At 73.0% G+C, this 23,292-nt stretch carries 24 protein-coding genes; 19 read left to right on the top strand and 5 right to left on the bottom strand.

From position 1 onward, the window contains the following. The first annotated feature begins 292 nt into the window (after nucleotides 1–292). Together VKA29_RS34015 and VKA29_RS34010 are read left to right on the top strand one after the other, a co-directional pair. Nucleotides 293–838 carry a DUF2617 family protein gene (locus VKA29_RS34015; RefSeq protein ID WP_324789903.1) on the top strand — a complete coding sequence of 182 codons (546 nt, stop codon included), beginning with the start codon at nucleotides 293–295 and terminating at the stop codon, nucleotides 836–838. 84 nt (nucleotides 839–922) lie between these two features. Then, nucleotides 923–2,569 carry a polyamine aminopropyltransferase gene (locus VKA29_RS34010; RefSeq protein ID WP_324789902.1) on the top strand — a complete coding sequence of 549 codons (1,647 nt, stop codon included), beginning with the start codon at nucleotides 923–925 and terminating at the stop codon, nucleotides 2,567–2,569. A gap of 83 nt (nucleotides 2,570–2,652) precedes the next feature. Here the strand turns inward: VKA29_RS34010 and VKA29_RS34005 are convergent, their stop codons facing one another. Continuing rightward, on the bottom strand, nucleotides 2,653–3,195 hold the full coding sequence (locus VKA29_RS34005; protein ID WP_324789901.1) for a peptidoglycan-binding domain-containing protein: 543 nt from the start codon (nucleotides 3,193–3,195) through the stop codon (nucleotides 2,653–2,655). A 213-nt stretch (nucleotides 3,196–3,408) separates the two neighbouring features. On the opposite strand from VKA29_RS34005, the gene VKA29_RS34000 reads away from it, so the two are divergent. From VKA29_RS34000 to VKA29_RS33940, 13 genes are all read left to right on the top strand, one after another. Further along, complete coding sequence (locus VKA29_RS34000) at nucleotides 3,409–4,563, top strand: sensor histidine kinase (RefSeq protein WP_324789900.1); 1,155 nt, start codon at nucleotides 3,409–3,411, stop codon at nucleotides 4,561–4,563. Continuing rightward, nucleotides 4,560–5,264, top strand: coding sequence for a response regulator transcription factor (locus VKA29_RS33995; RefSeq protein ID WP_324789899.1), 705 nt, complete (start codon nucleotides 4,560–4,562; stop codon nucleotides 5,262–5,264). The genes VKA29_RS34000 and VKA29_RS33995 overlap by 4 nt, the downstream gene beginning before the upstream one ends. Nucleotides 5,265–5,336: 72 nt before the next feature. Continuing rightward, a complete protein-coding gene (locus VKA29_RS33990; protein WP_324789898.1) occupies nucleotides 5,337–6,173 on the top strand; it encodes an SRPBCC domain-containing protein in 837 nt (278 codons plus the stop codon). A 41-nt stretch (nucleotides 6,174–6,214) separates the two neighbouring features. After that, a complete protein-coding gene (locus tag VKA29_RS33985) occupies nucleotides 6,215–7,003 on the top strand; it encodes an aldose 1-epimerase (RefSeq protein ID WP_324789897.1) in 789 nt (262 codons plus the stop codon). 10 nt (nucleotides 7,004–7,013) lie between these two features. Beyond that, nucleotides 7,014–7,562 carry an orotate phosphoribosyltransferase gene (gene pyrE, locus VKA29_RS33980; protein WP_324789896.1) on the top strand — a complete coding sequence of 183 codons (549 nt, stop codon included), beginning with the start codon at nucleotides 7,014–7,016 and terminating at the stop codon, nucleotides 7,560–7,562. A gap of 157 nt (nucleotides 7,563–7,719) precedes the next feature. After that, the gene (gene fbaA / locus VKA29_RS33975; RefSeq protein WP_324789895.1) at nucleotides 7,720–8,742 is read left to right on the top strand and encodes a class II fructose-bisphosphate aldolase; all 1,023 of its coding nucleotides are present in this window, start codon (nucleotides 7,720–7,722) and stop codon (nucleotides 8,740–8,742) included. Between the two features lie 191 nt (nucleotides 8,743–8,933). Further along, a complete protein-coding gene (locus tag VKA29_RS33970) occupies nucleotides 8,934–9,347 on the top strand; it encodes a DUF3151 domain-containing protein (RefSeq protein ID WP_324789894.1) in 414 nt (137 codons plus the stop codon). A 178-nt stretch (nucleotides 9,348–9,525) separates the two neighbouring features. After that, complete coding sequence (locus tag VKA29_RS33965; protein WP_324789893.1) at nucleotides 9,526–10,356, top strand: tryptophan 2,3-dioxygenase family protein; 831 nt, start codon at nucleotides 9,526–9,528, stop codon at nucleotides 10,354–10,356. Next, nucleotides 10,349–11,578, top strand: coding sequence for a kynureninase (kynU, locus tag VKA29_RS33960; RefSeq protein WP_324789892.1), 1,230 nt, complete (start codon nucleotides 10,349–10,351; stop codon nucleotides 11,576–11,578). The genes VKA29_RS33965 and kynU overlap by 8 nt, the downstream gene beginning before the upstream one ends. Before the next feature lie 358 nt (nucleotides 11,579–11,936). Further along, nucleotides 11,937–12,806, top strand: a complete 870-nt coding sequence (locus VKA29_RS33955) for an alpha/beta hydrolase (protein WP_324789891.1) — start codon at nucleotides 11,937–11,939, stop codon at nucleotides 12,804–12,806. A gap of 166 nt (nucleotides 12,807–12,972) precedes the next feature. Then, on the top strand, nucleotides 12,973–14,322 hold the full coding sequence (locus VKA29_RS33950; protein ID WP_324789890.1) for a sensor histidine kinase: 1,350 nt from the start codon (nucleotides 12,973–12,975) through the stop codon (nucleotides 14,320–14,322). Continuing rightward, entirely contained in the window at nucleotides 14,319–14,984 is a 666-nt protein-coding gene (locus VKA29_RS33945) for a response regulator transcription factor (protein ID WP_324789889.1), read from the top strand. Before VKA29_RS33950 ends, VKA29_RS33945 begins: the two co-directional genes overlap by 4 nt. A gap of 66 nt (nucleotides 14,985–15,050) precedes the next feature. Continuing rightward, nucleotides 15,051–16,256, top strand: a complete 1,206-nt coding sequence (locus VKA29_RS33940) for a cytochrome P450 (RefSeq protein ID WP_324789888.1) — start codon at nucleotides 15,051–15,053, stop codon at nucleotides 16,254–16,256. A 117-nt stretch (nucleotides 16,257–16,373) separates the two neighbouring features. On the opposite strand, the gene VKA29_RS33935 is transcribed toward VKA29_RS33940, so the two are convergent. Together VKA29_RS33935 and VKA29_RS33930 are read right to left on the bottom strand one after the other, a co-directional pair. Continuing rightward, the gene (locus tag VKA29_RS33935; RefSeq protein ID WP_324789887.1) at nucleotides 16,374–17,978 is read right to left on the bottom strand and encodes an ABC transporter permease; all 1,605 of its coding nucleotides are present in this window, start codon (nucleotides 17,976–17,978) and stop codon (nucleotides 16,374–16,376) included. Further along, nucleotides 17,975–18,868, bottom strand: a complete 894-nt coding sequence (locus VKA29_RS33930) for an ABC transporter ATP-binding protein (protein WP_324789886.1) — start codon at nucleotides 18,866–18,868, stop codon at nucleotides 17,975–17,977. The genes VKA29_RS33935 and VKA29_RS33930 overlap by 4 nt, the downstream gene beginning before the upstream one ends. A 73-nt stretch (nucleotides 18,869–18,941) precedes the next feature. Between VKA29_RS33930 and VKA29_RS33925 the strand changes: the two genes are divergently transcribed. Both VKA29_RS33925 and VKA29_RS33920 read left to right on the top strand, forming a co-directional pair. After that, nucleotides 18,942–19,475, top strand: a complete 534-nt coding sequence (locus VKA29_RS33925) for a GbsR/MarR family transcriptional regulator (protein ID WP_324789885.1) — start codon at nucleotides 18,942–18,944, stop codon at nucleotides 19,473–19,475. Nucleotides 19,476–19,551: 76 nt separating this feature from the next. After that, entirely contained in the window at nucleotides 19,552–20,163 is a 612-nt protein-coding gene (locus tag VKA29_RS33920; protein WP_324789884.1) for a Uma2 family endonuclease, read from the top strand. On the opposite strand, the gene VKA29_RS33915 is transcribed toward VKA29_RS33920, so the two are convergent. Then, on the bottom strand, nucleotides 20,141–20,980 hold the full coding sequence (locus tag VKA29_RS33915) for a diacylglycerol kinase family protein (protein WP_324789883.1): 840 nt from the start codon (nucleotides 20,978–20,980) through the stop codon (nucleotides 20,141–20,143). The genes VKA29_RS33920 and VKA29_RS33915 overlap by 23 nt on opposite strands. Before the next feature lie 196 nt (nucleotides 20,981–21,176). Between VKA29_RS33915 and VKA29_RS33910 the strand changes: the two genes are divergently transcribed. Both VKA29_RS33910 and VKA29_RS33905 read left to right on the top strand, forming a co-directional pair. Continuing rightward, on the top strand, nucleotides 21,177–22,460 hold the full coding sequence (locus VKA29_RS33910; RefSeq protein ID WP_324789882.1) for an adenylosuccinate synthase: 1,284 nt from the start codon (nucleotides 21,177–21,179) through the stop codon (nucleotides 22,458–22,460). Nucleotides 22,461–22,715: 255 nt separating this feature from the next. After that, complete coding sequence (locus VKA29_RS33905) at nucleotides 22,716–22,901, top strand: hypothetical protein (RefSeq protein WP_324789881.1); 186 nt, start codon at nucleotides 22,716–22,718, stop codon at nucleotides 22,899–22,901. Nucleotides 22,902–22,928: 27 nt separating this feature from the next. Here the strand turns inward: VKA29_RS33905 and VKA29_RS33900 are convergent, their stop codons facing one another. After that, nucleotides 22,929–23,267 carry a hypothetical protein gene (locus VKA29_RS33900; protein WP_324789880.1) on the bottom strand — a complete coding sequence of 113 codons (339 nt, stop codon included), beginning with the start codon at nucleotides 23,265–23,267 and terminating at the stop codon, nucleotides 22,929–22,931. Nucleotides 23,268–23,292: the final 25 nt, after the last annotated feature.

Genomic DNA, 23,292 nt, shown 5'->3' with positions numbered 1-23,292 from the left:
GCCCGGGCCGCCGCGCGGGCTTTGCGGGCGCGCTCCTCGCGCGCTCCGGCGCGCGCCATGGTTGAACAGTTGAGCTGTGCAGCCCTCTCAGGGATGGAAACCCCACGAAGTTGGGTAAAAACGCTGTGGCGGCGCCACAGTTCGTGATTCCCTCTAAAACACCAACGCGGCCCTCGGACGTCCCGTGCACATCCTCCCGACGTCCCGACCGGGCCGGCCGGTCCGGTCTCCCGGTGCCGGCCGGCGTGCGCCGGACCCAGACCTCCTGTTTGCGTGCTTGCGGAGCCGATCCATGCTCACGACCCTGAACACCGCCTACACCGACACGTCCGCGGCCGACCTCGCCTGGGCCCTGGGGCGCGAGCCGCTTCCGGCGCTGGCCACGCTCGATCTCGAACTCACGGGCGCCAAGCTCCAGTTGAGACTCCTCGGCGCCTCGCACCAAGTGCTCCTGGAGGAGGCGCGGGGCCACTGCTCGGAGACGGTCGCCTGCATCGCGGGCAGCAGCACGCCGCTGCCGCTGGGTGTCGCCAAGCGCGTCGACGACTGGGAGTACGAGTTCGCCGCCCGGGTCGAGGTCCTCTCGCCCGGCTCCTTCGCGGGCCGCGCCCAGGAGTTGCTGGCCCTGGTCTCCGACCACCCGCACGGCCTCGCCGGCGTCTTCCCGGGCAGTCCGCACGCGTTCACCGCGATGCTCGCCCGCCACCACGAGGGGCAGGTGCACTGGCGGACCTGGCACGCCTATCCGCAGGACGGGCAACTGGTGGCGACCCGGACCCGGGTCGGGGTGCGGACACCGGCCGCCCGGCTCGCCGCCCGCAGCCCGTCCTGGGCCTGACGCGAACGTGTGAAGCGCGGCGGACGGTGGTTCCACACGTGTGGGTGACAAAGCGTGACCGCTCCGTGACGTAACGTCGCAGTCGTGATCGAACAGCACGCCCCGGCCCCGCCCCGCCGCCCGCTGCCGCTCCCCTGGGCGGCACCGGCGCGGCTGCCCGTCCCGCCGCGGACGGGACGGTTCCTGGTCCTGGCGTGCGCCTTCGTCTGCGCGGCCTGCGGGCTCGTGTACGAACTCGAACTCGTCGCCCTCGCCTCGTACCTGACCGGCGACTCGGTCACCCAGGCGTCCGTCGTGCTGTCGGTCATGGTCTTCGCGATGGGCATCGGCTCGCTCGCGGCGAAGAGACTGCGCCGGCACGCCGCGGCCGGCTTCGGCGCGATCGAGGCCGTGCTCGCGCTCGTCGGCGGCTGCAGCGCGATGGCGCTGTACGCCGCCTTCGCCTGGACCGGCGCCTGGGGCGGGCTGTGGGCGAGCGGACCCAGCTGCCTCCTGGTCGTCTTCTCCCTCACCATCGGCCTGCTGATCGGCGCCGAGGTCCCGCTGCTGATGGAGCTGATCCAGCGCATCCGGCGGCAGGACCTGGGCGGCGCGGTGGCCGACCTCTTCGCCGCCGACTACGTCGGCGCCCTCGTCGGCGGCCTGGCCTTTCCGTTCCTGCTGCTGCCGCTGCTGGGCCAGCTGACCGGCGCCCTGATCACCGGCACGGTCAACGTTGTCGCCGGCGGCGCCCTGGTCCTCGGTCTGTTCCGCGGCGACCTCAGCCGCCGCGCCCGCCGGCTGCTGCTGGCCGCCGACGTCGCCGTGCTCGGCGTCCTCGCCTCCGCGGCCGTACTCGTCGGCGACTTCGAGACCGCCGCCCGGCACGCGGTGTACGGCGACGACGTGCGCGTGGCCCTGCGGACCGGCAGCCAGGAGCTCGTCCTCACCGGCGGCACCCACGGCCGCCCCCTCGCCCTCTTCCTCGACGGCCGGCTGCGCGCCGGCGGCCGCGACGAGCGGCGCTACCACGAGGCACTGGTCCACCCCGCGATGAACGGCCCGCACGCGCGCGTGCTCGTCCTCGGCGGCGGCGACGGGCTGGCCGCGCGCGAGGTGCTGCGCCATCCGGGCGTGCGCCGGCTGGACGTCGTCGAACCCGACGCCGCCGTCCTGCGGCTGGCCCGCCACGACCCGGCCCTGTCGGCCCTGGGCGGCCACGTCTACGACGATCCGCGGGTGCACGCGCGGACCGAGGACGTCTTCCGCCGCCTGCGCGGCGCCCCCCGGGCGGCGTACGACGTGGTGATCTGCGACCTGCCCGACCCGGGCATCACGGCGAGCACGAAGCTGTACGCGCAGGAGTTCTACGGGCTGGCCCGCCGTGTGCTCGCGCCCGGCGGCCGCCTGGTGGTCCACGCCGGCCCGGTCGCCACCCGGCCGCGCGTGTTCTGGACGGTGGACGCCACGATCCGCGCCGCCGGACTGCGCACCGCCGCCTACCGCGTCGCCGGCCACGACCCCGGCTCCGCCGCGGGCCCCGACCGCTCCACGGGCCCTTCCGGCCCCGCGCGCGACTGGGGGTTCGTCCTGGCCGCCCGTACGGCCCCACGGCTCGGCCTGGATCCCGGCGCCCCGCGCCCGCGCACCCTCACCCCCGCCCGCCTGGCGGCGGACGCGCGGGCGGCGGCCCGCACCCGGGTCGGCGGCCTGCGCCCGTCGACGCTGGTGCACCCCCGGTACGCGTACTGAGCGGCACGCGTGCGCGGGCGGTCCGTCCCTCCCCCCGGGACAGGGACGGACCGCCGCGCTTCCCCCCGTCGTGCCGTCGTGGATCAGACGACGTTCAGCGTGTTGTACGAGGCGACCTTCCAGCCGCGGCTGTTGTTCACCTTCAGCGAGTACTTGCCGCCGCTGCGCTTGAACGTCACGAGGTGCTTGCTGCCGATGTAGGTGACCGTGCCGTTGCCGTTGTCGACGAGGTAGTAATCGGCGGCGCCGAGCGTCTTCGGGCCCGCCTTGCCGTCCACGGTCAGGCCCGCCCCGCGGACGCGGTTCAGCAACTTCTGGAACTGCTTGACCGCGTAGGTGGTGTTCGGGCCGTACTTCCCGTCGATGTCGGACCAGTCGAACGCCGTGCCGTTCTGCTCCTTGACGCCCTCGGCCCACAGGACCTGCTGCACCAGCGCGGTGGCGTTGCTGTGCGAGTGGCTGGAGGCGGAGAGGGTGCCCTCGTCGCCCCAGTCGTCCGTCGTGTTGCCCGCCCCGGAGACGTAGCCCTGGGCGATGCTGGCCGACGCCGGCGAGGCGGTGAGGGCGAGAGCCCCGCCCACGGCGGCGACGACGGCGAGCGAGACGACCTTGGTACGCAGTGCCATGTCAGATGTCCCTTCCGGCCGCCAGGCGGGGCTCCCCCGTTGGTCACCCCCCTGCGACCCGCACCGAGAAGCTACGGGTCCGCGGCCCCCGGCCGAATCCCGCCGAAGGTGGATCCGCGGCCCAACTCCTGCGGTAACCGCGCGGTTCCTACAACTTCCGCGGTACCGCAGCGGACTGACGCCCCGTCCGCACCCCGCGGCTACCCTGCGGCAATGCGGATCCGCCCCCTCCTGGCCGACGGCCTGATCGCCACGGCCCTGACCATCGTGGCCGTCCTGCTCGGCAGGGAGGCCGTCGCCCAGGGGTGGGACGCGCTCGACCCGCTCGCCTGGACGCTCATCGCCCTGGCCGACCTGCCCCTCGTCTGGCGTACCAGGGCTCCGCTGGCCCTCTGCCTGTTCGTCCACGCGGTCATGGCCGTCTACGTCTCGCTCGGCTACTGGCCCGTGGTCGGCTCCTTCGGCCCCATGCTCGCCCTCTACACGGTGGCGTCCCTGCGCCCCACCCGCACCACCGCGTCCTGCGCCGCGCTGATGGCCGCCCTCTGGATCTACGCCGGGCTGGTGACCGACGGCAGCTCCATGGCGTCCGTCCTGGCTCAGGCCTTCGCCTGGCCCCTGGTGCTGTGGCGCTTCGGCTACCTCGCCCGCAGGTCGGCCGAACTGACCCGGCACCTGCGCGCCGAACAGGCCGAACGGGCCCGCCGCGAGGTCGCCGAGGAGCGGGTGCGCATCGCCCGCGAACTGCACGACGTCGTCGCCCACCACATGGCCGTCATCAACGTCCAGGCGGGCCTGGCCCGCTTCGTCTTCACCTCCGACGCCCGCACCGCGCGCGAGGCGCTCGACACCATCGAGGGCGCGAGCGGCGAGGCACTGGCCGAATTGCGCCGCATGCTGGGGCTGTTGCGTGCCGACGGCGTCCAGGGCGCCGACCGCGGGCCCGCCCCCGGCCTGGACCAACTGGCGGAGATGGTGGACCGGGTGCGGGCGGGCGGCGTCCCGGTGGACCTCCGCGTCACGGGCGAGCCGCGGCCCCTGCCCTCCGGCGTGCAGCTCTGCCTCTACCGCGTGGTCCAGGAGGCCCTGACCAACGTCCTCAAGCACGCCCCCGGCGCCCGGGCCGGCGTCGAACTCGCCTACCGCTCGGGCGAGGTGACGGTGTCGGTCACCGACGACGGGAGGGGGGTGGATCCGGCCACATCGAACGAGCAGGGTGGCCATGGCTTGATCGGGATGCGGGAGCGGGCCAAGCTCTACGGCGGGACGATCGTCGTCGGCCCGCGCAGCGAGGGGGGATTCGGCGTGCGACTGACCCTGCCGACGCCGGCACGCACCGCACGCCGTGGGGACGCCGTCGCGGAATGACCGACACCTTCACCGGTGACGAGGCCCGCCCGATCCGGGTGCTCGTCGTCGACGACCAGTTCCTGGTGCGCAGCGGACTGGTCGCCCTGCTGCGTGCCGCCCCCGGCATGGAGGTCGCGGGCGAGGCCGCCGACGGCGCGGAGGCGGTCGCGCTGGCCGCGAAGACCCGCCCCGACGTGGTGCTGATGGACATCCGTATGCCCGGCACGAACGGCATCGAGGCGACCCGGCGCATCCTCGCCGAGGCGTCCGACCCGGCCCCCCGCGTCCTCGTGCTGACCACCTTCGACCTCGACGACTACGTCTACGGCGCCCTGCGCGCCGGCGCCTCCGGCTTCCTGCTGAAGGACGCCGGGCCCGAGCGCCTCCTCGCGGCGGTGGCCGCGGTGCACGGCGGCGACGCCCTGTTCGCCCCCGCCGTCACCCGGCGCCTGGTGGAGGCGTTCACCCGCACGGCCGACGGCCCGCCCGGCGCGGCGGCACCCGGCCTGGCGGCCCTGACGGCGCGCGAACAGGAGGTGCTCCGGCTCGTCGCCCGGGGCCTGACCAACGGGGAGGCCGCCGACCGGCTGTTCATCAGCGAGGCCACGGTCAAGACCCACCTCAACCGCACCATGACCAAGCTGGGACTGGCCAGCAGGGCACAGGCGGTGGTCGTGGCCTACGAGACGGGTCTGGTGACGCCGGGGAGCGCCTCCTGAGGTCTCCTGGAGGGCGGTCGTTTTCGCTCGACCGGGGTGCAGGACCCGGCCTCCTGGGTAGGCTCCGCTTCCATGGAGCATGAGGTGTTCGTTCCGGTTCCGGCCCAGCGGCTGAGGGACGCCCTCGCTGATCCCGCGCAGGTGGCCCGGGCCATTCCCGGGCTCCAGCAGGACGCCGGCAGCGAGCTCGTCGCCGGGCGGCTGAAGGTGCGCGTCGGCAGCCACTCCGTCACCTATCGCGGCTCCGTGCGCGTCACCGCGCGGGACGACGGTTCCTACGCCGCCGAGGGCGAGGCCACCGAGAGCCGCGGCACCGGCACGGTCAGGCTCGCCCTCACCCTCCGCGTCCGGGACGCGGGCGACGGCTCGGCGCTGTCGTTCGAGGGGACGGCCGCCGCGGACGGCCGCGTCACGGAACTGCCGGCCGAGTCGGTCGCGGCCGCCGTGACCCGGCTGCTGAACCGTTTCGCGGAGAACCTGGCCGCGGCGGAGGAACCGCGGCCGTCCGTCTTCGACGTCGAGGTCCCGCCGCCTTCCCTCGCCCCCGACCAGGACGAGGACCGCGAGGAGCACGAGGAGGACCAGGGGATCGAGGCGGAGAGCGGGGCCGGGGACACGGACGCGGACCGCCCGCTGCCCGCCCCCGGCGTCTCCGAGGTGTCCGACGGCTTCGCCGAGGCCGCCGAGCCCCCCGCCGAGCCCCCCGCCGAGGCGGCCCACGCCCGCCGGACGATGATCGGCCGCAGCGCGGAGGAGGTCGACCACGCGCCGCCCCGCGGACGCTACGCCCCCGTGCCCGCCCCGCAGACCGTCGCCGAGGGCTCGGCGCTGCGCTGGGCGGCCCCCGCGGCGGCCGTCGTGCTGGCGTCGGCCATCGTGCTGGGCCGGGCGTTGCGCAGGCGTCACTGAGACGCCTACGGGGGCGCGATCACCCCAGTAGGGTCGTGGTCGTGAGCAACGACGACATCACGCTGACCGCGGGCGACGCGGAGGTGACCGTGCAGCCGGCCAACGGCGGCCGGGTCGGGGGACTGCGCGTGGGCGGGACGGAACTGCTCCGCCAGGGCGAGCGCTACGGCTGCTTCCCGATGGTCCCCTGGTGCGGCCGGATCAGGGACGGCCGGTTCCGGGACGGCGCCACCGTCCACCAGATGCCGCTCAACGCCCCGCCGAACGCCATCCACGGCACCGCACGCGACGGCGCCTGGCGCACCGCCCGCGTCACCGGGGACGAGGCCGTCCTCACCTACGACCTGACCGAGCCGTGGCCCTACTCCGGCCGCGTCACCCAGGTGATCGCCCTCGCCCCCGACGCCCTGACGCTGACCATGTCCGTGGAGACCTACGAGTCGTCCTTCCCGGCCCAGATCGGCTGGCACCCGTGGTTCAACCGCAGCCTGGACGGCGCCGACGCGCGCGTCGACTTCACGCCCGCCTGGCAGGAGGAGCGCGGCCCCGACCACCTGCCCACCGGCAACCGCGTCGACCCGCGCCCGGGCCCGTGGGACGACTGCTTCGGGATGCCCGGCGGCGTCGACGTCACCCTCACCTGGCCCGGCCGGCTGGAGCTGAAGGTGACCAGCCGGGAGGAATGGGTCGTGCTCTACGACGAGCAGGAGGCCGCCGTCTGCGTCGAGCCGCAGACCGGCCCGCCCGACGGGCTGAACACCCTGCCCCGCCTGGTCACCCCGCTCCAGCCGCTGGAAGCCGCGACCACCTGGACCTGGCGCCCCGCTTAAGCTGGCCGACATGAGCGATGTGAGAGCCGCGCTGCTGCAGCAGATCAAGGACAAGGCCGTGGTGCACGGCAAGGTGACCCTGTCGTCGGGTCTGGAGGCCGACTACTACGTAGACCTGCGCCGTGTCACCCTCGACGGCGAGGCCGCCCCGCTGGTGGGCCAGGTGCTGCTGGACCTGACCGCGGACCTCGACTTCGACGCGGTGGGCGGCCTGACCATGGGCGCCGACCCGGTCGCGGGTGCCATGCTGCACGCGGCCGCCGCGCGCGGCAGGCGGCTGGACGCCTTCGTGGTCCGCAAGGCGGCCAAGGCGCACGGTCTGCAGCGGCGGGTGGAGGGTCCGGACATCGCGGGCCGCCGGGTCCTCGTCGTCGAGGACACCTCCACCACCGGCGGCTCCCCGCTGGCCGCGGTCGAGGCGGTGCGCGAGGCGGGCGCCGAGGTCGTCGCCGTCGCCACGATCGTCGACCGGGCGACCGGCGCCGCCGAGAAGATCCAGCAGGGGGCGGGCGTGCCGTACCTCTTCGCCTACTCCAAGGACGAGCTGGGGCTGGACTGACGGCCGGCCCGGCCCCGCCCGGCCGGTGCGCCCGGCGTCCGGGGCTGGATCACCGGCTCATGTCTGGAAAGATGGGGACGACGACGACGTCACCCCCTAGGTCTAGGTCAGGGCCGTAGTACGCAGAACGCAACCCGCACAGTCAAGGAGCGGACACATGCCCATCGCAACTCCCGAGGTCTACAACGAGATGCTGGACCGGGCGAAGGCAGGAAAGTTCGCCTACCCGGCCATCAACGTGACCTCCTCCCAGACCCTGCACGCGGCCCTGCGCGGTTTCGCGGAGGCGGAGAGCGACGGCATCATCCAGATCTCCACGGGTGGCGCCGAGTTCCTGGGCGGCCAGCACAACAAGGACATGGTCACCGGCGCGGTGGCCCTGGCCGAGTTCGCGCACATCGTCGCCAAGAAGTACGACGTCACGGTGGCCCTGCACACCGACCACTGCCCCAAGGACAAGCTCGACGGGTACGTGCGTCCGCTGCTGGCGGTCTCCGAGGAGCGGGTCAAGGCCGGTCAGAACCCGCTGTTCCAGTCCCACATGTGGGACGGCTCCGCGGAGACCCTCGCCGACAACCTGGCCATCGCCCAGGAGCTGCTGGAGCGCGCCCGCGCCGCGAAGATCATCCTCGAGGTCGAGATCACCCCGACCGGCGGCGAGGAGGACGGCGTCTCCCACGAGATCAACGACTCCCTCTACACCACGGTCGACGACGCGATCCGCACCGCCGAGGCCCTGGGCCTGGGCGAGAAGGGCCGCTACCTGCTGGCCGCCTCCTTCGGCAACGTGCACGGCGTGTACAAGCCGGGCAACGTGGTGCTGCGTCCGGAGCTGCTGAAGGAGCTGGCCGACGGCGTCGCCGCCAAGTTCGGCAAGGCGTCGCCGTTCGACTTCGTCTTCCACGGCGGCTCCGGCTCCACCGAGCAGGAGATCGCGACCGCGCTGGAGAACGGCGTGGTGAAGATGAACATCGACACGGACACCCAGTACGCCTTCACGCGTCCGGTCGCGGACCACATGTTCCGCAACTACGACGGCGTCCTGAAGGTCGACGGCGAGGTCGGCTCCAAGAAGACCTACGACCCGCGCACCTGGGGCAAGCTGGCCGAGGCGGGCATGGCGGCGCGCGTCGTCGAGGCCTGCGCCAACCTGCGCTCGACCGGCACCAAGATCAAGTAACCCCCGGCGGTACCTCCCCGAGAGCCCGGCGCCCACCCACGGCGCCGGGCTCTCGCGTGCCCGAACGGTGGCCGTCGTGCCGCACGGTTCCGTCACCGCTCCGCCGGGGGAGGGCGGGCGGGGGAGCGGACACCCGCGCCGCGCGCCGGCCGCCGGGTCGCGCCGGGGGCCGATGGCGCAGACTGGGGGGCATGGCCATTCACGAGAACCTTCTCGGGGGTCCGCCCCCGACCCGCCTCCCCGACGACCCGGAGCCGCGTGAGCTGCTGGCGAGCGGCACCGCGTCCGCCGACGTAGCCGCCAAGTACCCGACGTCGTCGCTGGCCTGGGCCCAGCTGGCCGACGAGGCGTTCGAGCGGGGCAGCGTCGTGGAGTCGTACGCGTACGCCCGCACGGGCTACCACCGGGGCCTGGACGCGCTGCGCCGGGCCGGCTGGAAGGGGCACGGGCCGGTGCCTTGGGAGCACGAGCCGAACCGCGGCTTCCTGCGCGCCCTGCACGCCCTCGCCCGCGCCGCGCAGGCGATCGGCGAGCAGGAGGAGTACGAGCGCTGCACCCAGTTCCTGAAGGACTCCTCGCCGGCGGCCGCCCAGACCCTGGGCTGACCCGTCCGGCCCTCGCCCGGCCCGCCTGACCCGTTCAGGCGGGCCTTGCCTTTTCGGCGTTCAGGCGGACCTTGCCTTTTCGGCGGACCATCGAAGAAGATGCCCGGCGGGGACCGGGGCCCCCGTGTCGGTAACGGCAGGGGCGGACCGCTACCCGGAGCAACAACAGGAGACAGCGATGTCACACGAGGCCCACGCGCCCGAGACCCCGCATCTCGACTTCGCAGGTACGACGCCGTACGAGGACTACGTCAAGGCGGACGTGCTCACCCACCTCCAGCACACCCTCTCCGACGATCCCGGAGAGATGGTCTTCCTGGTCACGACCCAGGTCATGGAGCTGTGGTTCACCGTCATCGTCCACGAGTGGGAGACCGCGGCCCGCGCCCTGCGCGGCGACGACGTCCCGACCGCGATCGCCGCGCTGAAGCGGTCCGTACGGGAGCTGGAGGCGCTGAACGCCTCCTGGAAGCCGCTCGGGCAGCTCACGCCCGCGCAGTTCAACTCCTACCGCGGCGCCCTGGGCGAGGGGTCCGGCTTCCAGTCGGCGATGTACCGCCGGATGGAGTTCCTGCTCGGCGAGAAGTCCGCGTCGATGCTGGTGCCGCACCGCGGCGCGCCCCGCGTCCACGCCGAACTGGAGAAGGCGCTGCACGAGCCGAGCCTGTACGACGAGGTGCTGCGGCTGCTCGCCCGGCACGGCCACGCGATCCCCGGCGCGGTGCTGGACCGCGACGTCTCGCTGCGCTACGAGCCGTCCGAGGCCGTGGAGGCCGCCTGGGCCGCGGTCTACTCCGGCGACGAGAGCGACGAACTCGCCCGGCTCGGCGAGGCGTTGTCCGACGTGGCGGAGCTGGTGTGGCGCTGGCGCAACGACCATCTGGTCGCCACCCGCCGCGCGATGGGCGCGAAGCCCGGCACCGGTGGCTCGGCCGGGGTGGCGTGGCTGGAGAAGCGCGCGCAGAAGAACGTCTTCCCCGAGCTGTGGACGGCGCGGTCTCATGTCTGAACTCACGTCTCATGCAGCCGAGTTGGATGCCGCCGACGAACTGGCGGCGCTGCGCGGGCGGTTCGTGCTGGAGGACGCCGACGACACCGTCTACCTGGACGGCAACTCGCTCGGCGCGCTGCCGGTGACCGTCCCCGGGCGGCTGGACGACGTCGTGCGGCGGCAGTGGGGCGAGCTGCGCATCCGGTCCTGGGAGGAGAGCGGCTGGTGGACGGCGCCGGAACGGATCGGCGACCGGATCGCCCCGCTGGTCGGGGCGGCGCCGGGACAGATCGTCGTCGGCGACTCGACCAGCGTGAACGTCTTCAAGGCCCTGGTGGGGGCGGTGCGGCTGGCCGGTGAGGCCCGGGACGAGATCCTGGTCGACGCGACGACCTTCCCCACCGACGGCTACATCGCCGGTTCGGCGGCGCGGCTGACCGGGCGCACGCTCCGCCCGGTGGCGCCCGCGGACGTGCCGGCGGCGCTGTCCGACCGTACGGCCGCCGTGCTGCTCAACCACGTCGACTACCGCACCGGACGGCTGCACGACCTGCCGGCGCTGACCGCGGCCGTGCACGCGGCGGGCGCCGTCGCGGTCTGGGACCTGTGCCACAGCGCGGGCGCGCTGCCGGTCGGGCTGGACGAGCACGGCGTCGACCTGGCGGTCGGCTGCACGTACAAGTACCTCAACGGCGGCCCGGGTTCGCCCGCCTACCTGTATGTGCGCCGGGAGTTGCAGGACCGCTTCGACTCGCCGCTGCCCGGCTGGAACTCCCACGCGGAGCCCTTCGGCATGCGGCCGGACTACGCGCCGGCCCCCGGCGCCGTGCGCGGCCGCGTCGGCACCCCCGACATCCTGTCCATGCTCGCCCTGGAGGCGGCGCTGGAGGTCTGGGACGGGGTACGGATCGAGGCGGTGCGGGCCAAGTCCCTCGCGCTGACCGACTTCTTCCTGCGGTGCGTGGCGGAGTACGTCGCGCCGGGCCGGGTGGAGTCCCTGACGCCGGTGCGCCACGAGGAGCGCGGCAGCCAGGTCGCGCTGCGCTGTTCCCCCACTCTCGACTTCGCTCGAGCGGGAGGTGCCCCCATCGCCGGTGACGCGATGAAAAGGCTGGTGGAGCGCGGGGTCGTGGGCGACTTCCGGCACCCGGACGTGCTGCGTTTCGGCTTCACGCCGCTGTACGTCGGGTTCGGGGACGTGGAGCGGGCGGCCCGGGTGCTGGGAGAGGTGCTGGCGTAGCGGCCGACGGGGCCGGTCCTGGCTCGTCGGGGTCCGGCCGGCCGGGGCGCACCGGAGTCCGGGCGGCCGGGGCGCACCGGGGTCCGGGCGGCCGGGGCGCACCGGGGTCCGGCCGGCCGGCCGGCCGGGGTCGGTCCGGGCCGGTTCCGACGCGTCCGGGCCGGTCCCGGAGGCCGTTCGGCGGCGGACGGGACGGGACAGATCCGTGCATCCCTGACCGGGCGTCACATCCCGGTGTCCGCCCATGTCACCGGCCTGATACCGTCCCCGCCAACGGCCGAACCCCACCTGGTCCGTCAAAACCTCCCCCGGCGCCGAAAGCCTGGGGGCAACCCCATCGTCGCTGAGAGGTTGGAGCATGCCGGACGCGTCCGCAGCATCCCGTGCCGCCGCGGAAGAGGAGTCGGCCTTCTCGCACCCGGCGGTCGATCCCGACGCCACCGCCGCGTACGGTGACCACCCCGATCAGGTGATCGACTTCTACGCCCCGCGCCGCGAGCAGGTCCCCGGCTCTCCCGCCCCGCTGGTCGCCGTGGTGCACGGCGGTGCCTGGCGGGCGCCGTACGACCGCCGTCACATCTCCCCGTTCGCGGCCTTCCTGGCCCGCCGGGGCTTCGCGGTGGCCAGCGTCGAGTACCGCAGGGGCGAGGCGGGCGGCGGCTCCGCCGCCGGGCGGTGGCCCGAGACGTTCGACGACGTGGCGGCGGCGCTGGACGCGCTGCCCCGGCTGGTGCGCGAGGCGCTGCCGCAGGCCGACCCGCGGCGCACGGTGGTCACCGGCCACTCGGCCGGCGGGCACCTCGCCCTGTGGGCCGCGGCGCGGCACCTGCTGCCCGACGACGCCCCCTGGCGCACCGACCGTCCCGCGCCGCTGCGCGGCGTGGTCGCCCTCGCCCCGATCGCCGACTTCGAGGTCGCCGACAAGCTGGACGTGTGCGGCGGCGCCGCGCGCCAGTTCCTGGGTGGCGACGACGCGTTCGCCGAGCGCCGCCCGTACGCCGACCCGGCGCTGCTGCTGCCCACCGGCATCGCGACCACGCTGGTCCAGGGCCGCACCGACGTCGACGTGCCACAGGCGGTCGCCGAGTCCTACGCGGACGCGGCGGCGAAGGCCGGCGAGGTGGTGGGCCTCACGCTCCTGGAGGACGTCGGCCACTTCCCGCTGATCGACCCGGCGGCGGACGCCTGCGCGGTGGTGGCGGAGGAGATCGCCCAGCTGGCGTGGTGACGCGGACGTCGGCGACCGCCCGACTGCCTCCGGAACCGGCGGGCACCCGGTGGCCGCCCTCGGCGCCGACCGCGTCCGCCGCCTCCCGTAGTACCTGAGAAGGACCGGGCAGGACCCTTCTCACAGGGGACGACGGCGCTCGCCGGCCCCGCCTACCGTGTGCGGCGTGACCGAGACGACATCGACGCAGACGCAGCCGGCTCCGGGCGCGGGCGGGCCCCGCAGTGCGGAGTTCCGGCTGGCCGCGGACGCCCTGCGCGGGCTGCGACAGGACCTGTTCCACGACGCCTTCGCCTACCGCCCGCTGCCCCCCATGGCCGTCGACGGCCCGCTGACCAGGCGGCTGCCCGCGCGCATCCGGCGGGAGTACGCGGTCTGGACGCCGCACGCCCTGGTGGTGGCCGCCGGACTGCTGACGGCGGCCCTCGCCGTGGTCTCGGCGGGCGTCGGGGGCGGCCTCGGCCCGCTGCTGGGGGCCGTGCTGGCGCTCGGCCCGGTCCTGCTGACGCTGCTGCGGCCGGTCGGCGCGTTCTGGTGCTCGCTCGCCGCCGCCCCGTTCTCCGATCTGTTCGTCAACGGCGGGGGCGGCTGGCCGTGGCAGCCGGGCAGCATCGTCTGCCACCTGGTCGTGCTGACGGTCGTGGCGCTGCGCACCAGGCCGCGTACGGCGGCGTGGATGTGGCTGCTGACCGCGGTGTACGGGTTCGGCGCCGAGGCGTTGTTCGGCTCGCCCTACACGTCGGCCACCGGACCGCTGCTGGTCGTCTCCGCGCTGGTGCTGCTGGCCGTGGCCGTCCTCCAGGTGCGCCGGCAGGCGGTGCGGGAGGTGACCGCCCAGCAGACGGTGACCGAGCACGAGCGTTCCCGGCGCACGCTGCTGGAGGAGCGCACGACCATCGCCCGTGAGCTGCACGACGTGGTCGCCCACCACATGTCGGTCGTCGCCATCCAGGCGGAGGCCGCCCCGTACCGGGTGGAGAACCCGCCGCCGGAGCTGGAGCAGGCGTTCGCGACGATCCGGGAGAACGCGGTGGCGGCGCTGGCCGAACTGCGCCGCGTCCTGGGCGTGGTCCGCGCCGAGGACTACCAGGCTCCGGACGCCCCGCAGCCCACCCTCGCCGACCTGGACGCACTCCTCGCCAATGTGCGGGACGCGGGTCTGAACGTGGAGAAGGCGGTCACCGGCGCGGTGCGCGAACTGCCGCAGGGCGTGGAACTGTCGGCGTACCGCATCGTGCAGGAGGCGCTGAGCAACGTGCTGCGCCACGCGCCCGGTGCGGGCGCCCGGGTGGAGATCGGCTACGTGCTGGGCGGCCTGGGGCTGCGCGTGGTCAACGGCCCGCCGCCCGAGCCGTCGCTGGTCAAGCCCTCGCCCGGCGCGGGACACGGCGTCACCGGCATGCGCGAGCGGGTCTCCATGCTGGACGGCGAGATGACCGCGGGGCCGTCGGACGACGGAGGCTACGAGGTGACGGTGTTCCTGCCGGTCGCCCAGGTCACCGAGGACGGAGCATGACCATCCGGGTCCTGGTCGCGGACGACCAGATGATGGTGCGCGAGGGCTTCTCGGTGCTGCTGAACGCGATGCCGGACATCGAGGTCGTCGGCGAGGCCGTCAACGGGCGCGAGGCGGTGGACCGGGTGCGCGAACTGGCCCCGGACGTGGTGCTGATGGACATCCGCATGCCCGAGATGAACGGCATCGAGGCGACGCGGGAGATCGTCGCCGCGGACGGCGCGGCGAAGGTGCTGGTGCTGACCACCTTCGACCTGGACGAGTACGTGTACCAGGCGCTGCGGGCGGGCGCGTCCGGCTTCCTCCTCAAGGACGCCTCGGCCCGTCGACTCGCGGAAGGCGTAAGGGTGGTGGCGTCCGGTGAGGCGCTGCTCGCACCGTCGGTGACCAGGCGGCTGATCACCGAGTTCTCGAAGCTGTCCGAGGCCCCGCGGCCGTTGTCGTCCGCGCACGCGGCCTACGGCGAGCTGACGGAACGGGAGACGGAGGTGCTGGTGCTCATCGCGCATGGGCTGTCCAACGCGGAGATCGCCGGGCGGCTGGTGGTCGCCGAGTCGACGATCAAGACGCACGTCAGCCGCATCCTGGTGAAACTGGGTCTCAGGGACCGTACGCAGGCGGCGGTGTTCGCGTACGAGGCGAGGCTGGTCACGCCGGGCTGAGCGGGTCCCGGTGCGGCTGTCCGGGCGCCCCTGGTCAGCGCGGGGCGGCCGGGTTAGCGTCGCCGTATGGCAGCCTTCGACCCGTGGGACCCGGCGTTCGTCGCCGACCCCTACCCCGCCTACGCCGAACTGCGCGCCCGGGGCCGCGTGCACTACTACGAGCCCAGCGACCAGTGGCTGGTGCCGCACCACGCGGACGTCTCGGCGCTGCTGCGGGACCGGCGCCTGGGCCGGACCTACCTGCACCGCTTCGGTCACGAGGAGTTCGGCCGCACGCCGCCCCCGCCGGAGCACGAGCCGTTCCACGTGCTCAACGACCACGGCATGCTCGACCTGGAACCGCCGGACCACACCCGGATCAGGCGGCTGGTGTCGAAGGCGTTCACCCCGCGCACGGTGGAGTCACTGCGCCCGTACGTCGAGCGGCTGGCCGGTGAGCTGGTGTCCGGCCTGGTGGCGGCGGGCGGCGGCGACCTGCTGACGGACGTGGCGGAGCCGCTGCCGGTGGCGGTGATCGCGGAGATGCTGGGCATTCCGGAGGCGGACCGGGCGCTGCTGCGCCCCTGGTCGGCGGACATCTGCGGGATGTACGAGCTGAACCCGGCCGAGGAGACGGCGCGCCGGGCGGTGCGGGCGTCCGTCGAGTTCTCCGACTACCTGCGGGACCTGATCGCCGAGCGCCGCGAGCACCCCGGCGACGACCTGATCTCCGGGCTGATCGCGGCGCACGACGAGGGCGACCGGCTGACGGAACAGGAGATGATCTCCACCGCGGTGCTGCTGCTGAACGCCGGCCACGAGGCCACGGTGAACGCCACGGTCAACGGCTGGTGGGCGCTGCTGCGCGACCCCGGCCAGCTGGCGGCGCTGCGCGCGGACCACTCCCTGGTCCCGTCGGCGGTCGAGGAGCTGATGCGCTTCGACACCCCGCTCCAGCTGTTCGAGCGCTGGGTTTTGGACGAGATCGAGATCGACGGCACGACGATCCCGCGGGGCGCGGAGATCGCCATGCTCTTCGGCTCCGCCAACCACGATCCGGAGGTCTTCGCCGCGCCGGAGACGCTGGACATCACCCGCCGGGACAACCCGCACATCTCCTTCAGCGCCGGGATCCACTACTGCATCGGCGCGCCGCTGGCCCGCATCGAGCTGGCGGCATCGATGCGGGCCCTGCTGGAACAGGCCCCGACCCTGACCCTGGCGGCGGAACCGGAACGCAAACCCAACTTCGTCATCCGCGGCCTGAAAGCCCTGCGAGTGGAAGTCGCCTGACGGCTTACTGCTTGTGCCTCCCGGCGTCGGACGCGCACCGGGAGGCACAAGCGGTACAGCGGCCGGGCAGGCCTCGGGGCCCGGGGCGTCCTGAACCGCCCCGGGCCCCGAGGCGGTTCAGGACGTCATGTCGCGGCGTCGCAGGCCTGCCAGGCCCGCTGCCAGCAGGGCCACCGCGAGGGCGAGCAGGATCAGTACCGGCGCCCACTCCATGTCGGCGCCCGGCAGCTTCGGAAGGTGGCCGAAGGGGGAGAGGTTCAGCACCGCCTGCGGCGCGTCCAGCGCCGGGCCGACCCAGCCGATCAGCAGGACCGCGCCCGCGACACCCCAGGCCGCCATCGCGGCCCGCGGCAGCACCCCGTACAGCAGGACCGCCAGTCCGCCGATCACCCACACCGCCGGGAGCTGCACGAGGCAGGCGCCGAGGATCGGTCCGGCCTCCTTGCCGTAGCCGGCGATGAAGCCGAGCCCGGCGATGAGCATGATCAGGGCGGAGCCGCCGAAGGCGACGAGCAGGTGGCCGGTGGCCCAGCGCAGCCGGCCCACGGCGTTCGCCAGGACGGGTTCCGCCCGGCCGGAGGTCTCCTCGCTGTTCAGGCGCAGCACGGAGGCGACGATGTACAGGGACGCCACCAGCCCCAGCATCCCGATCATCGACGCCAGGAAGGCGTCCGTCAGCCCGGACTGGCCGCCCATGCGCTCGAAGATGTCGCGGGCGCCCTGGTTGTCGCCGATGAGGTCGGCCACACCGTCCGTCAGCCCGCCGTAGACGACCCCGGCGAGGAAGAAGGCGATGCTCCAGCCCAGCAGGCTGCCGCGCTGCAGCCGCCAGGCGAGGGCCGCGGCGGTGCCCATCCGGCCCTGCGCCGGCCCCGGCCGGGTCGGCAGGAAGCTCATGCCGATGTCGCGGCGGCCGGCCAGTTCGTAGGCGACCGCGGCCTGCACGGCGGCCGCCAGCACGAACACCAGCAGCACCCACCACCGTTCATCGGCGAAGGACCGCAGGTTCTCCAGCCAGCCCAGCGGCGACAGCCACGTCAGCACCGACGAGCCGTCGTCGGTCGCCGAGTCGCCCGCCGCGCGCAGCACGAAGGCCGCGCCCAGGGCCGCCGAGGTCAGCCCGCGGGCGAGCCGCGCGCTCTCGGTCAGCTGGGCGACGATCGCCGCGAAGGTGGCGAAGACCATGCCGACGCCCGCGAGGCCGAGGCCGAACGCCAGGGCGCCGGAGGCTCCCTGGCTCGCGAGACCGCCCGCGACCAGCAGCGCCAGGACACCGTTCGCGACCGCCGCCGCGAGCAGGGACGCCGTCAGCGGGGCCCGCCGGCCCACCATCCCCGACGCGATCAGCTCCTGGCGTCCGCTCTCCTCCTCGTCCCGGGTGTGCCGTACGACGACGAGCAGGCTGGTCGCCGCCGCGAGCAGGCCCGCGTAGGCGCCGGCGCGCCATGCCGTCAGCGCGCCGATGGAGGTGTCGAAGACCGGGCCGGTCAGCGCGCGGAAGGAGGTGTTGGTCGTGATCTGGCGGACCAGGTCGGCGCGTTCGGCCGCGGTGCCGTACAGGCCCTTCAGGGTGTTCGGCATGGAGAGGATCATCATCGCGTTGACCGCGACCCAGGCCGGGATCATCACCCGGTCGCGGCGCAGCGCGAAGCGCAACAGGGTTCCGGTGCCCGCCAGTTGGCGGGAGCCGCCGCCCGGCGCCCGTACCGCGAGAGTGGTCATCGGGACACCTCGTCCTGGTAGTGCCGCAGGAACAGCTCTTCCAGCGTGGGCGGGGTCGAGGTCAGGGACCGCACACCCGACTCGCTCAACTGCTTGAGCACGCCGTCCAGTTTGTCGCTGTCGACCTGGAGGCGGACCCGGCGGCCCTGGACGTCGAGGTCGTGCACGCCGGGCAGGTGCGCCAGCCCGTTGGGAGGGCCCGCGAGTTCGGCGGTCACGCTGGTGCGGGTGAGGTGGCGCAGCTCGGTGAGCGAACCGCTCTCCACGGTGCTGCCCTTGCGGATGATGCTCACCCGGTCGCAGAGTTCCTCGACCTCGCTGAGGATGTGCGACGACAGCAGGACGGTCCGGCCGCGGTCGCGCTCCTCCCGGACGCAGCTCTGGAAGACCTCCTCCATCAGCGGGTCGAGGCCGGACGTCGGCTCGTCCAGGACGAGCAGGTCGACGTCCGAGGCGAAGGCGGCGACCAGGGCGACCTTCTGCCGGTTGCCCTTGGAGTAGGCGCGGCCCTTCTTCGTGGGGTCCAGCTCGAAGCGCTCGATCAGCTCGGCGCGACGCCGCGCGTCCAGCCCCCCGCGCAGACGGCCGTAGAGGTCGATGACCTCACCGCCGGAGAGGTTGCGCCACAGGGTCACGTCACCGGGGACGTACGCGATGCGGCGGTGCACCTCCACGGCATCCCGCCACGGGTCGCGGCCCAGCACCTGCGCGGCGCCGGAGTCGGCGCGCAGCAGGCCGAGGAGGATGCGGATGGTGGTGGACTTGCCGGCGCCGTTCGGGCCGAGGAACCCGTGGACCTCGCCGGTCGCCACTTCCAGGTCTAGCCCGTCCAGGGCGTGGGTCTTGCCGAACGACTTGTGCAGTCCGGAGACGGTGATGGCCTTCGTCATGCTTCAGAAGATACGCTACCTTCAGAAATTTGTGAAGATACAGAATGGTCTGAATGCCCGGTAAGCTAAGAGGATGACGGACTACTCGAAGGCGGTCCCTGGCGCGATCCCGAACGCGACCCCGAATGCGACGGAGCGAGACCCTGAAGGGGTCTCGCGTTTTGTCGAGCACTTCGCGGCGCAACTGGTGGAGGCGGGGCTGCCGCGCATGCCCGCCCGGGTCTTCGCCGCGCTGCTCGCCTCCGACGACGGCGCCCTGACCTCGGCGGAACTCGGCGAGCAGTTGCAGATCAGCCCCGCGGCGGTGTCCGGGGCGGTGCGCTACCTGGCGCAGGTCCACATGCTCTCCCGCGAGCGGGAGCCCGGCTCCCGGCGGGAGCGCTACCGGGTGCACAGCGACCAGTGGTACCAGGCGCTCACCAACCGGGAGGCGATCATCAAGCGCTGGGAGGACGCCATGCGCGAGGGGGTGACCAGCCTCGGCGCCGAGACCCCGGCGGGCCGCCGGCTCGCCGAGACCCTCGCGTTCTTCGAGTTCGTCGAGCAGGACATCGCCGAGATGATGGAACGCTGGCGCGTCCACCGCGAGAAGCTGTACGGAGAGTGACGGGGCGATTTCATTGCCTTGTGACCGATCGGCTACTCTGCGTTCCGGCTGGTCTGCGGCAGAGGGAGGGCGCATCATGACCTTGATGAGTGAGCGACCGACGACAAGCGGCACCGAGCCCCACGGTTTCGAGGAGCTTCTCGACGCCCTCGACGAACTGGTCGTGCCCGACGGCTACAAGGCCGAGATCATCAGGGGGAACATCGTCTTGTCGCCGTGGTCGAAGGGGTACTACCTCCGCGTCATGGAGCTGGTCTGCGACCGGCTCCGGCCGCACCTTCCCGAAGGGCACCGCATCAGTTACGGCCCGTTCCTGTACGTCTTCCCGGGTGACGAGCGAGCGTACGGCCCCGACATCCACGCCGCCCACGAGCGGACCTTCGAGACGACGAGCAGCCACCTCGACGGCGAGGGCCTGTCGTTCGTCGCCGAGCTGACCTCCCCCTCCACCCGGGACGACGACCTCACCGACAAGGTGCTCGTCTACGGAAGGGCGGGCATCCCCGTCTACCTGCTGCTCGACATGCAGGAGAAGCAGGCCACCGTCCTCTCGACCCCGTCCGCCAAGGGCTACGAGTCCCGCTGCACCAAGCCGTTCGGCGAGAAACTGCCCCTTCCGCGGCCCTTCGACTGCCTCCTCGACACCGCCGGCTTCGAGCCTCCCGCTACGCCGCCCCCGGCACCGTGAGCCGCCAGGCGCCCTCCCACACCGTCCACGTCCGCCGGCGCACCGGGCCCGCCACCGCCGCGTCCGCCCGGTAGCGGAAGTCCACGCCGGACACGGTCACCGTGCGGCCCTGCGACCGCAGCGGCGAGGCCTCCGCGCCCACCGACAGCGGCCGCACCTCCACCTCGGCCACCCCGGTGCAGCCCGGCGTCACCGACACCGCCTCCAGCGGCTGGTCCAGGTCGACCAGCGTCACCCCGTCGACCTCCACCCGCAGCCGGGCGGCCCGCGGCGCCGGGAGGGACGTCTCACGGGCCGGGCGGGCCGGCACCAGGGTCCGCACCAGGGACTGGCAGGTCCGCAGCCAGGGGTGCCCGGCGACCGCGGCGGGCGGCTGCCGCACCACCGGCGGGATCCGCAGCGCGCCCAGCACCACCCCGTCGCTGTCGTCGACCAGCAGGTCCAGCCGCCGCTCCGTCCCGTCCAGCACCGCCCGCGCCGCCGCCACCGCCCCCGTCGGCACGCCCAGGGAACGCGCCACGGAGAGCGCGCCGCCCACCGGCACCACCGACAGCACGCATCCGGCCAGCTCCCGCTGCCGGTGCAGCACCGCCACCGCCCGCATCAGCGCCCGGTCGTCACCCACCACCACCGGCCGTCGCGAACCCCTGCGCAGCAGCGCCCGGGCGAACTCCTCGGGGCCCTCCGGAAGGCACAGCTTCGTCGACGCACCCGCGCTGAGCACGTCTTTCGCGATCCGGACCGACTCTCCGTCGGTCCGCCGGGCGACCGGATCGATGACCACCAGCAGCTGATCGGAAGTCGCTGAAGTCGCCACCTCGGTCCTGCCTCGCTTCCTCGGGTAGCATCTTTGTGCAAGAGCCCCTTGCGCTATTGCGCCAGGGGCTTCGTCTATTCCGGGGCATCCGGTCCGACGGTTGTGCGACCACGGCGGTCGCGGTGGTACGCGGCGGTGAACCTTACGCCCACGCCCCCGACCTTGGACATGCCCCGCCCGGAAGGGGTGTACGCGCGTGCCCGCACTTGTGCTGCTCGGTGCTCAGTGGGGTGACGAAGGCAAGGGAAAGGCGACCGACCTGCTCGGTGGCTCGGTGGACTACGTAGTGCGATACCAGGGCGGCAACAACGCCGGCCACACGGTCGTCGTCGGCGACCAGAAGTACGCACTGCACCTCCTCCCTTCCGGAATCCTGTCTCCCGGCTGTACGCCGGTCATCGGTAACGGCGTCGTCGTCGACCCGTCGGTCCTGCTCTCCGAGCTGAGCGGTCTGAACGAGCGCGGCGTCGACACGTCCAAGCTCCTGATCAGCGGAAACGCGCATGTCATCACGCCGTACAACGTGACGGTCGACAAGGTGACGGAACGCTTCCTCGGCAAGCGCAAGATCGGCACCACCGGCCGCGGCATCGGCCCGACCTACGCCGACAAGATCAACCGCGTGGGCATCAGGGTCCAGGACCTGTACGACGAGTCGATCCTCACCCAGAAGGTGGAGGCGGCCCTCGACATCAAGAACCAGATCCTCACCAAGCTCTACAACCGGCGCGCGATCGCCGTCGGCCAGGTGGTCGAGGAACTGCTCGGCTACGCCGAGAAGCTCGCGCCGTACGTCGCCGACACCGTCCTGGTCCTGAACCAGGCGCTGGAGGAGGACAAGGTCGTGCTGTTCGAGGGCGGTCAGGGCACCCTCCTCGACATCGACCACGGCACGTACCCCTTCGTCACGTCGTCCAACCCGACCGCGGGCGGCGCCTGCACCGGCGCCGGCGTCGGACCGACGAAGATCAGCCGGGTCATCGGCATCCTGAAGGCGTACACCACCCGAGTCGGCGCCGGCCCCTTCCCGACCGAACTGCTCGACGAGGACGGCGCGGCGCTGCGCCGCATCGGCGGCGAGCGGGGCGTCACGACGGGCCGCGACCGCCGCTGCGGCTGGTTCGACGCGGTGATCGCCCGCTACGCGACCCGGGTCAACGGCCTGACCGACTTCTTCCTCACCAAGCTCGACGTCCTCACCGGCTGGGAGCAGATCCCGGTCTGCGTGGCGTACGAGATCGACGGCAAGCGGGTCGAGGAGCTGCCGTACTCGCAGTCGGACTTCCACCACGCGAAGCCGGTCTACGAGATGCTCCCCGGCTGGTCCGAGGACATCAGCAAGGCGAAGACCTTCACCGACCTGCCGAAGAACGCCCAGGCGTACGTGAAGGCGCTGGAGGAGATGTCCGGCGCCCCGATCTCCGCGATCGGCGTGGGCCCGGGCCGCGACGAGACGATCGAGATCAACTCGTTCCTCTGAGTCCTCCCTCACAGGGGTCCGGAGATCTGATGGGATGGCCGGTGCGGAGAACCCGCCCGGCCGTCCCGCCCTCCGCGGTGCCTACCGGGCCGGGGCGGCGCCCGGCCCGACGGCTCCCCGGCCACACCGTCCTCGGCGCACGTGGACCGTGGCGAACGAGCAGGTGCTGTTCTTCCTCCTGACGGGCTCCAATCGGGGGAACCCACTACTCGATCATCCGCATCAAGCCCGACCGGTACTGAGGTGAAGGTGCGTATGAGAAAGCGAGTCCTCCTGCTGACCGGCGCCGTACTCGTCGTCGCCGGGATCGCCGCGGCCGTGCGGTGGAACTGGTTGCGGGCGCCCTACGCCCTGGCCGACTCGCCCACCGTCGACGTCACGGTGCGCGCGCAGAAGTCCGTCTACCCCGACGTGCAGGAGACGGACGCGAACTCCTCGTGAAGGACCGTGCCGGACAGGACTGAACCGCTAGTCCTCGCTGAACCGTTCAGCGAGAATTTCCACCTCACTCGGACCGATGATGGTCAACCACTGCAGTGCACGGCGGTTGTCGTGATGGTGCACAAGGTGGTGGGCCTCGGCCGGCCAGGGGCCGTGCTGGGGCAGTTCCCGCACAGTGATTTCGTCCACGAAGTCGCAGTCCGGGCCAGCAAGGCAGGCGCGGGCATGCACGATGCCCTCAAGGCGAAGCGTCGCACCTGCGCTTTCCGAGTTCAGCTCGATGACAGCCTCGCTCGGATGAAGATCGGTCCGAAGGACGACCGACGTCAACCAGTAGAACTGGCCGCGAAGTTGCTCAAGACTCACGGCTGAACCCTATCCCGAGCGGTTC

The sequence above is a fragment of the Streptomyces sp. H51 genome, assembly GCF_035656535.1.
Taxonomy (GTDB): Bacteria; Actinomycetota; Actinomycetes; order Streptomycetales; family Streptomycetaceae; genus Streptomyces.
Note: the sequence above shows the minus strand (reverse complement) of the source record. Positions and strands in the feature narration are given on the sequence as shown.

What these genes read in the sequence shown, in the direction of transcription:
- VKA29_RS34015 (WP_324789903.1), top strand. Translation starts at nt 293, where the DNA reads ATGCTCACGACCCTGAACACCGCCTACACCGACACGTCCGCGGCCGAC.
- VKA29_RS34005 (WP_324789901.1), bottom strand. Translation starts at nt 3,195, where the DNA reads ATGGCACTGCGTACCAAGGTCGTCTCGCTCGCCGTCGTCGCCGCCGTG.
- VKA29_RS34000 (WP_324789900.1), top strand. Translation starts at nt 3,409, where the DNA reads ATGCGGATCCGCCCCCTCCTGGCCGACGGCCTGATCGCCACGGCCCTG.
- VKA29_RS33995 (WP_324789899.1), top strand. Translation starts at nt 4,560, where the DNA reads ATGACCGACACCTTCACCGGTGACGAGGCCCGCCCGATCCGGGTGCTC.
- VKA29_RS33990 (WP_324789898.1), top strand. Translation starts at nt 5,337, where the DNA reads ATGGAGCATGAGGTGTTCGTTCCGGTTCCGGCCCAGCGGCTGAGGGAC.
- pyrE (WP_324789896.1), top strand. Translation starts at nt 7,014, where the DNA reads ATGAGCGATGTGAGAGCCGCGCTGCTGCAGCAGATCAAGGACAAGGCC.
- fbaA (WP_324789895.1), top strand. Translation starts at nt 7,720, where the DNA reads ATGCCCATCGCAACTCCCGAGGTCTACAACGAGATGCTGGACCGGGCG.
- VKA29_RS33970 (WP_324789894.1), top strand. Translation starts at nt 8,934, where the DNA reads ATGGCCATTCACGAGAACCTTCTCGGGGGTCCGCCCCCGACCCGCCTC.
- VKA29_RS33965 (WP_324789893.1), top strand. Translation starts at nt 9,526, where the DNA reads ATGTCACACGAGGCCCACGCGCCCGAGACCCCGCATCTCGACTTCGCA.
- kynU (WP_324789892.1), top strand. Translation starts at nt 10,349, where the DNA reads ATGTCTGAACTCACGTCTCATGCAGCCGAGTTGGATGCCGCCGACGAA.
- VKA29_RS33955 (WP_324789891.1), top strand. Translation starts at nt 11,937, where the DNA reads ATGCCGGACGCGTCCGCAGCATCCCGTGCCGCCGCGGAAGAGGAGTCG.
- VKA29_RS33945 (WP_324789889.1), top strand. Translation starts at nt 14,319, where the DNA reads ATGACCATCCGGGTCCTGGTCGCGGACGACCAGATGATGGTGCGCGAG.
- VKA29_RS33940 (WP_324789888.1), top strand. Translation starts at nt 15,051, where the DNA reads ATGGCAGCCTTCGACCCGTGGGACCCGGCGTTCGTCGCCGACCCCTAC.
- VKA29_RS33935 (WP_324789887.1), bottom strand. Translation starts at nt 17,978, where the DNA reads ATGACCACTCTCGCGGTACGGGCGCCGGGCGGCGGCTCCCGCCAACTG.
- VKA29_RS33930 (WP_324789886.1), bottom strand. Translation starts at nt 18,868, where the DNA reads ATGACGAAGGCCATCACCGTCTCCGGACTGCACAAGTCGTTCGGCAAG.
- VKA29_RS33925 (WP_324789885.1), top strand. Translation starts at nt 18,942, where the DNA reads ATGACGGACTACTCGAAGGCGGTCCCTGGCGCGATCCCGAACGCGACC.
- VKA29_RS33920 (WP_324789884.1), top strand. Translation starts at nt 19,552, where the DNA reads ATGACCTTGATGAGTGAGCGACCGACGACAAGCGGCACCGAGCCCCAC.
- VKA29_RS33905 (WP_324789881.1), top strand. Translation starts at nt 22,716, where the DNA reads ATGAGAAAGCGAGTCCTCCTGCTGACCGGCGCCGTACTCGTCGTCGCC.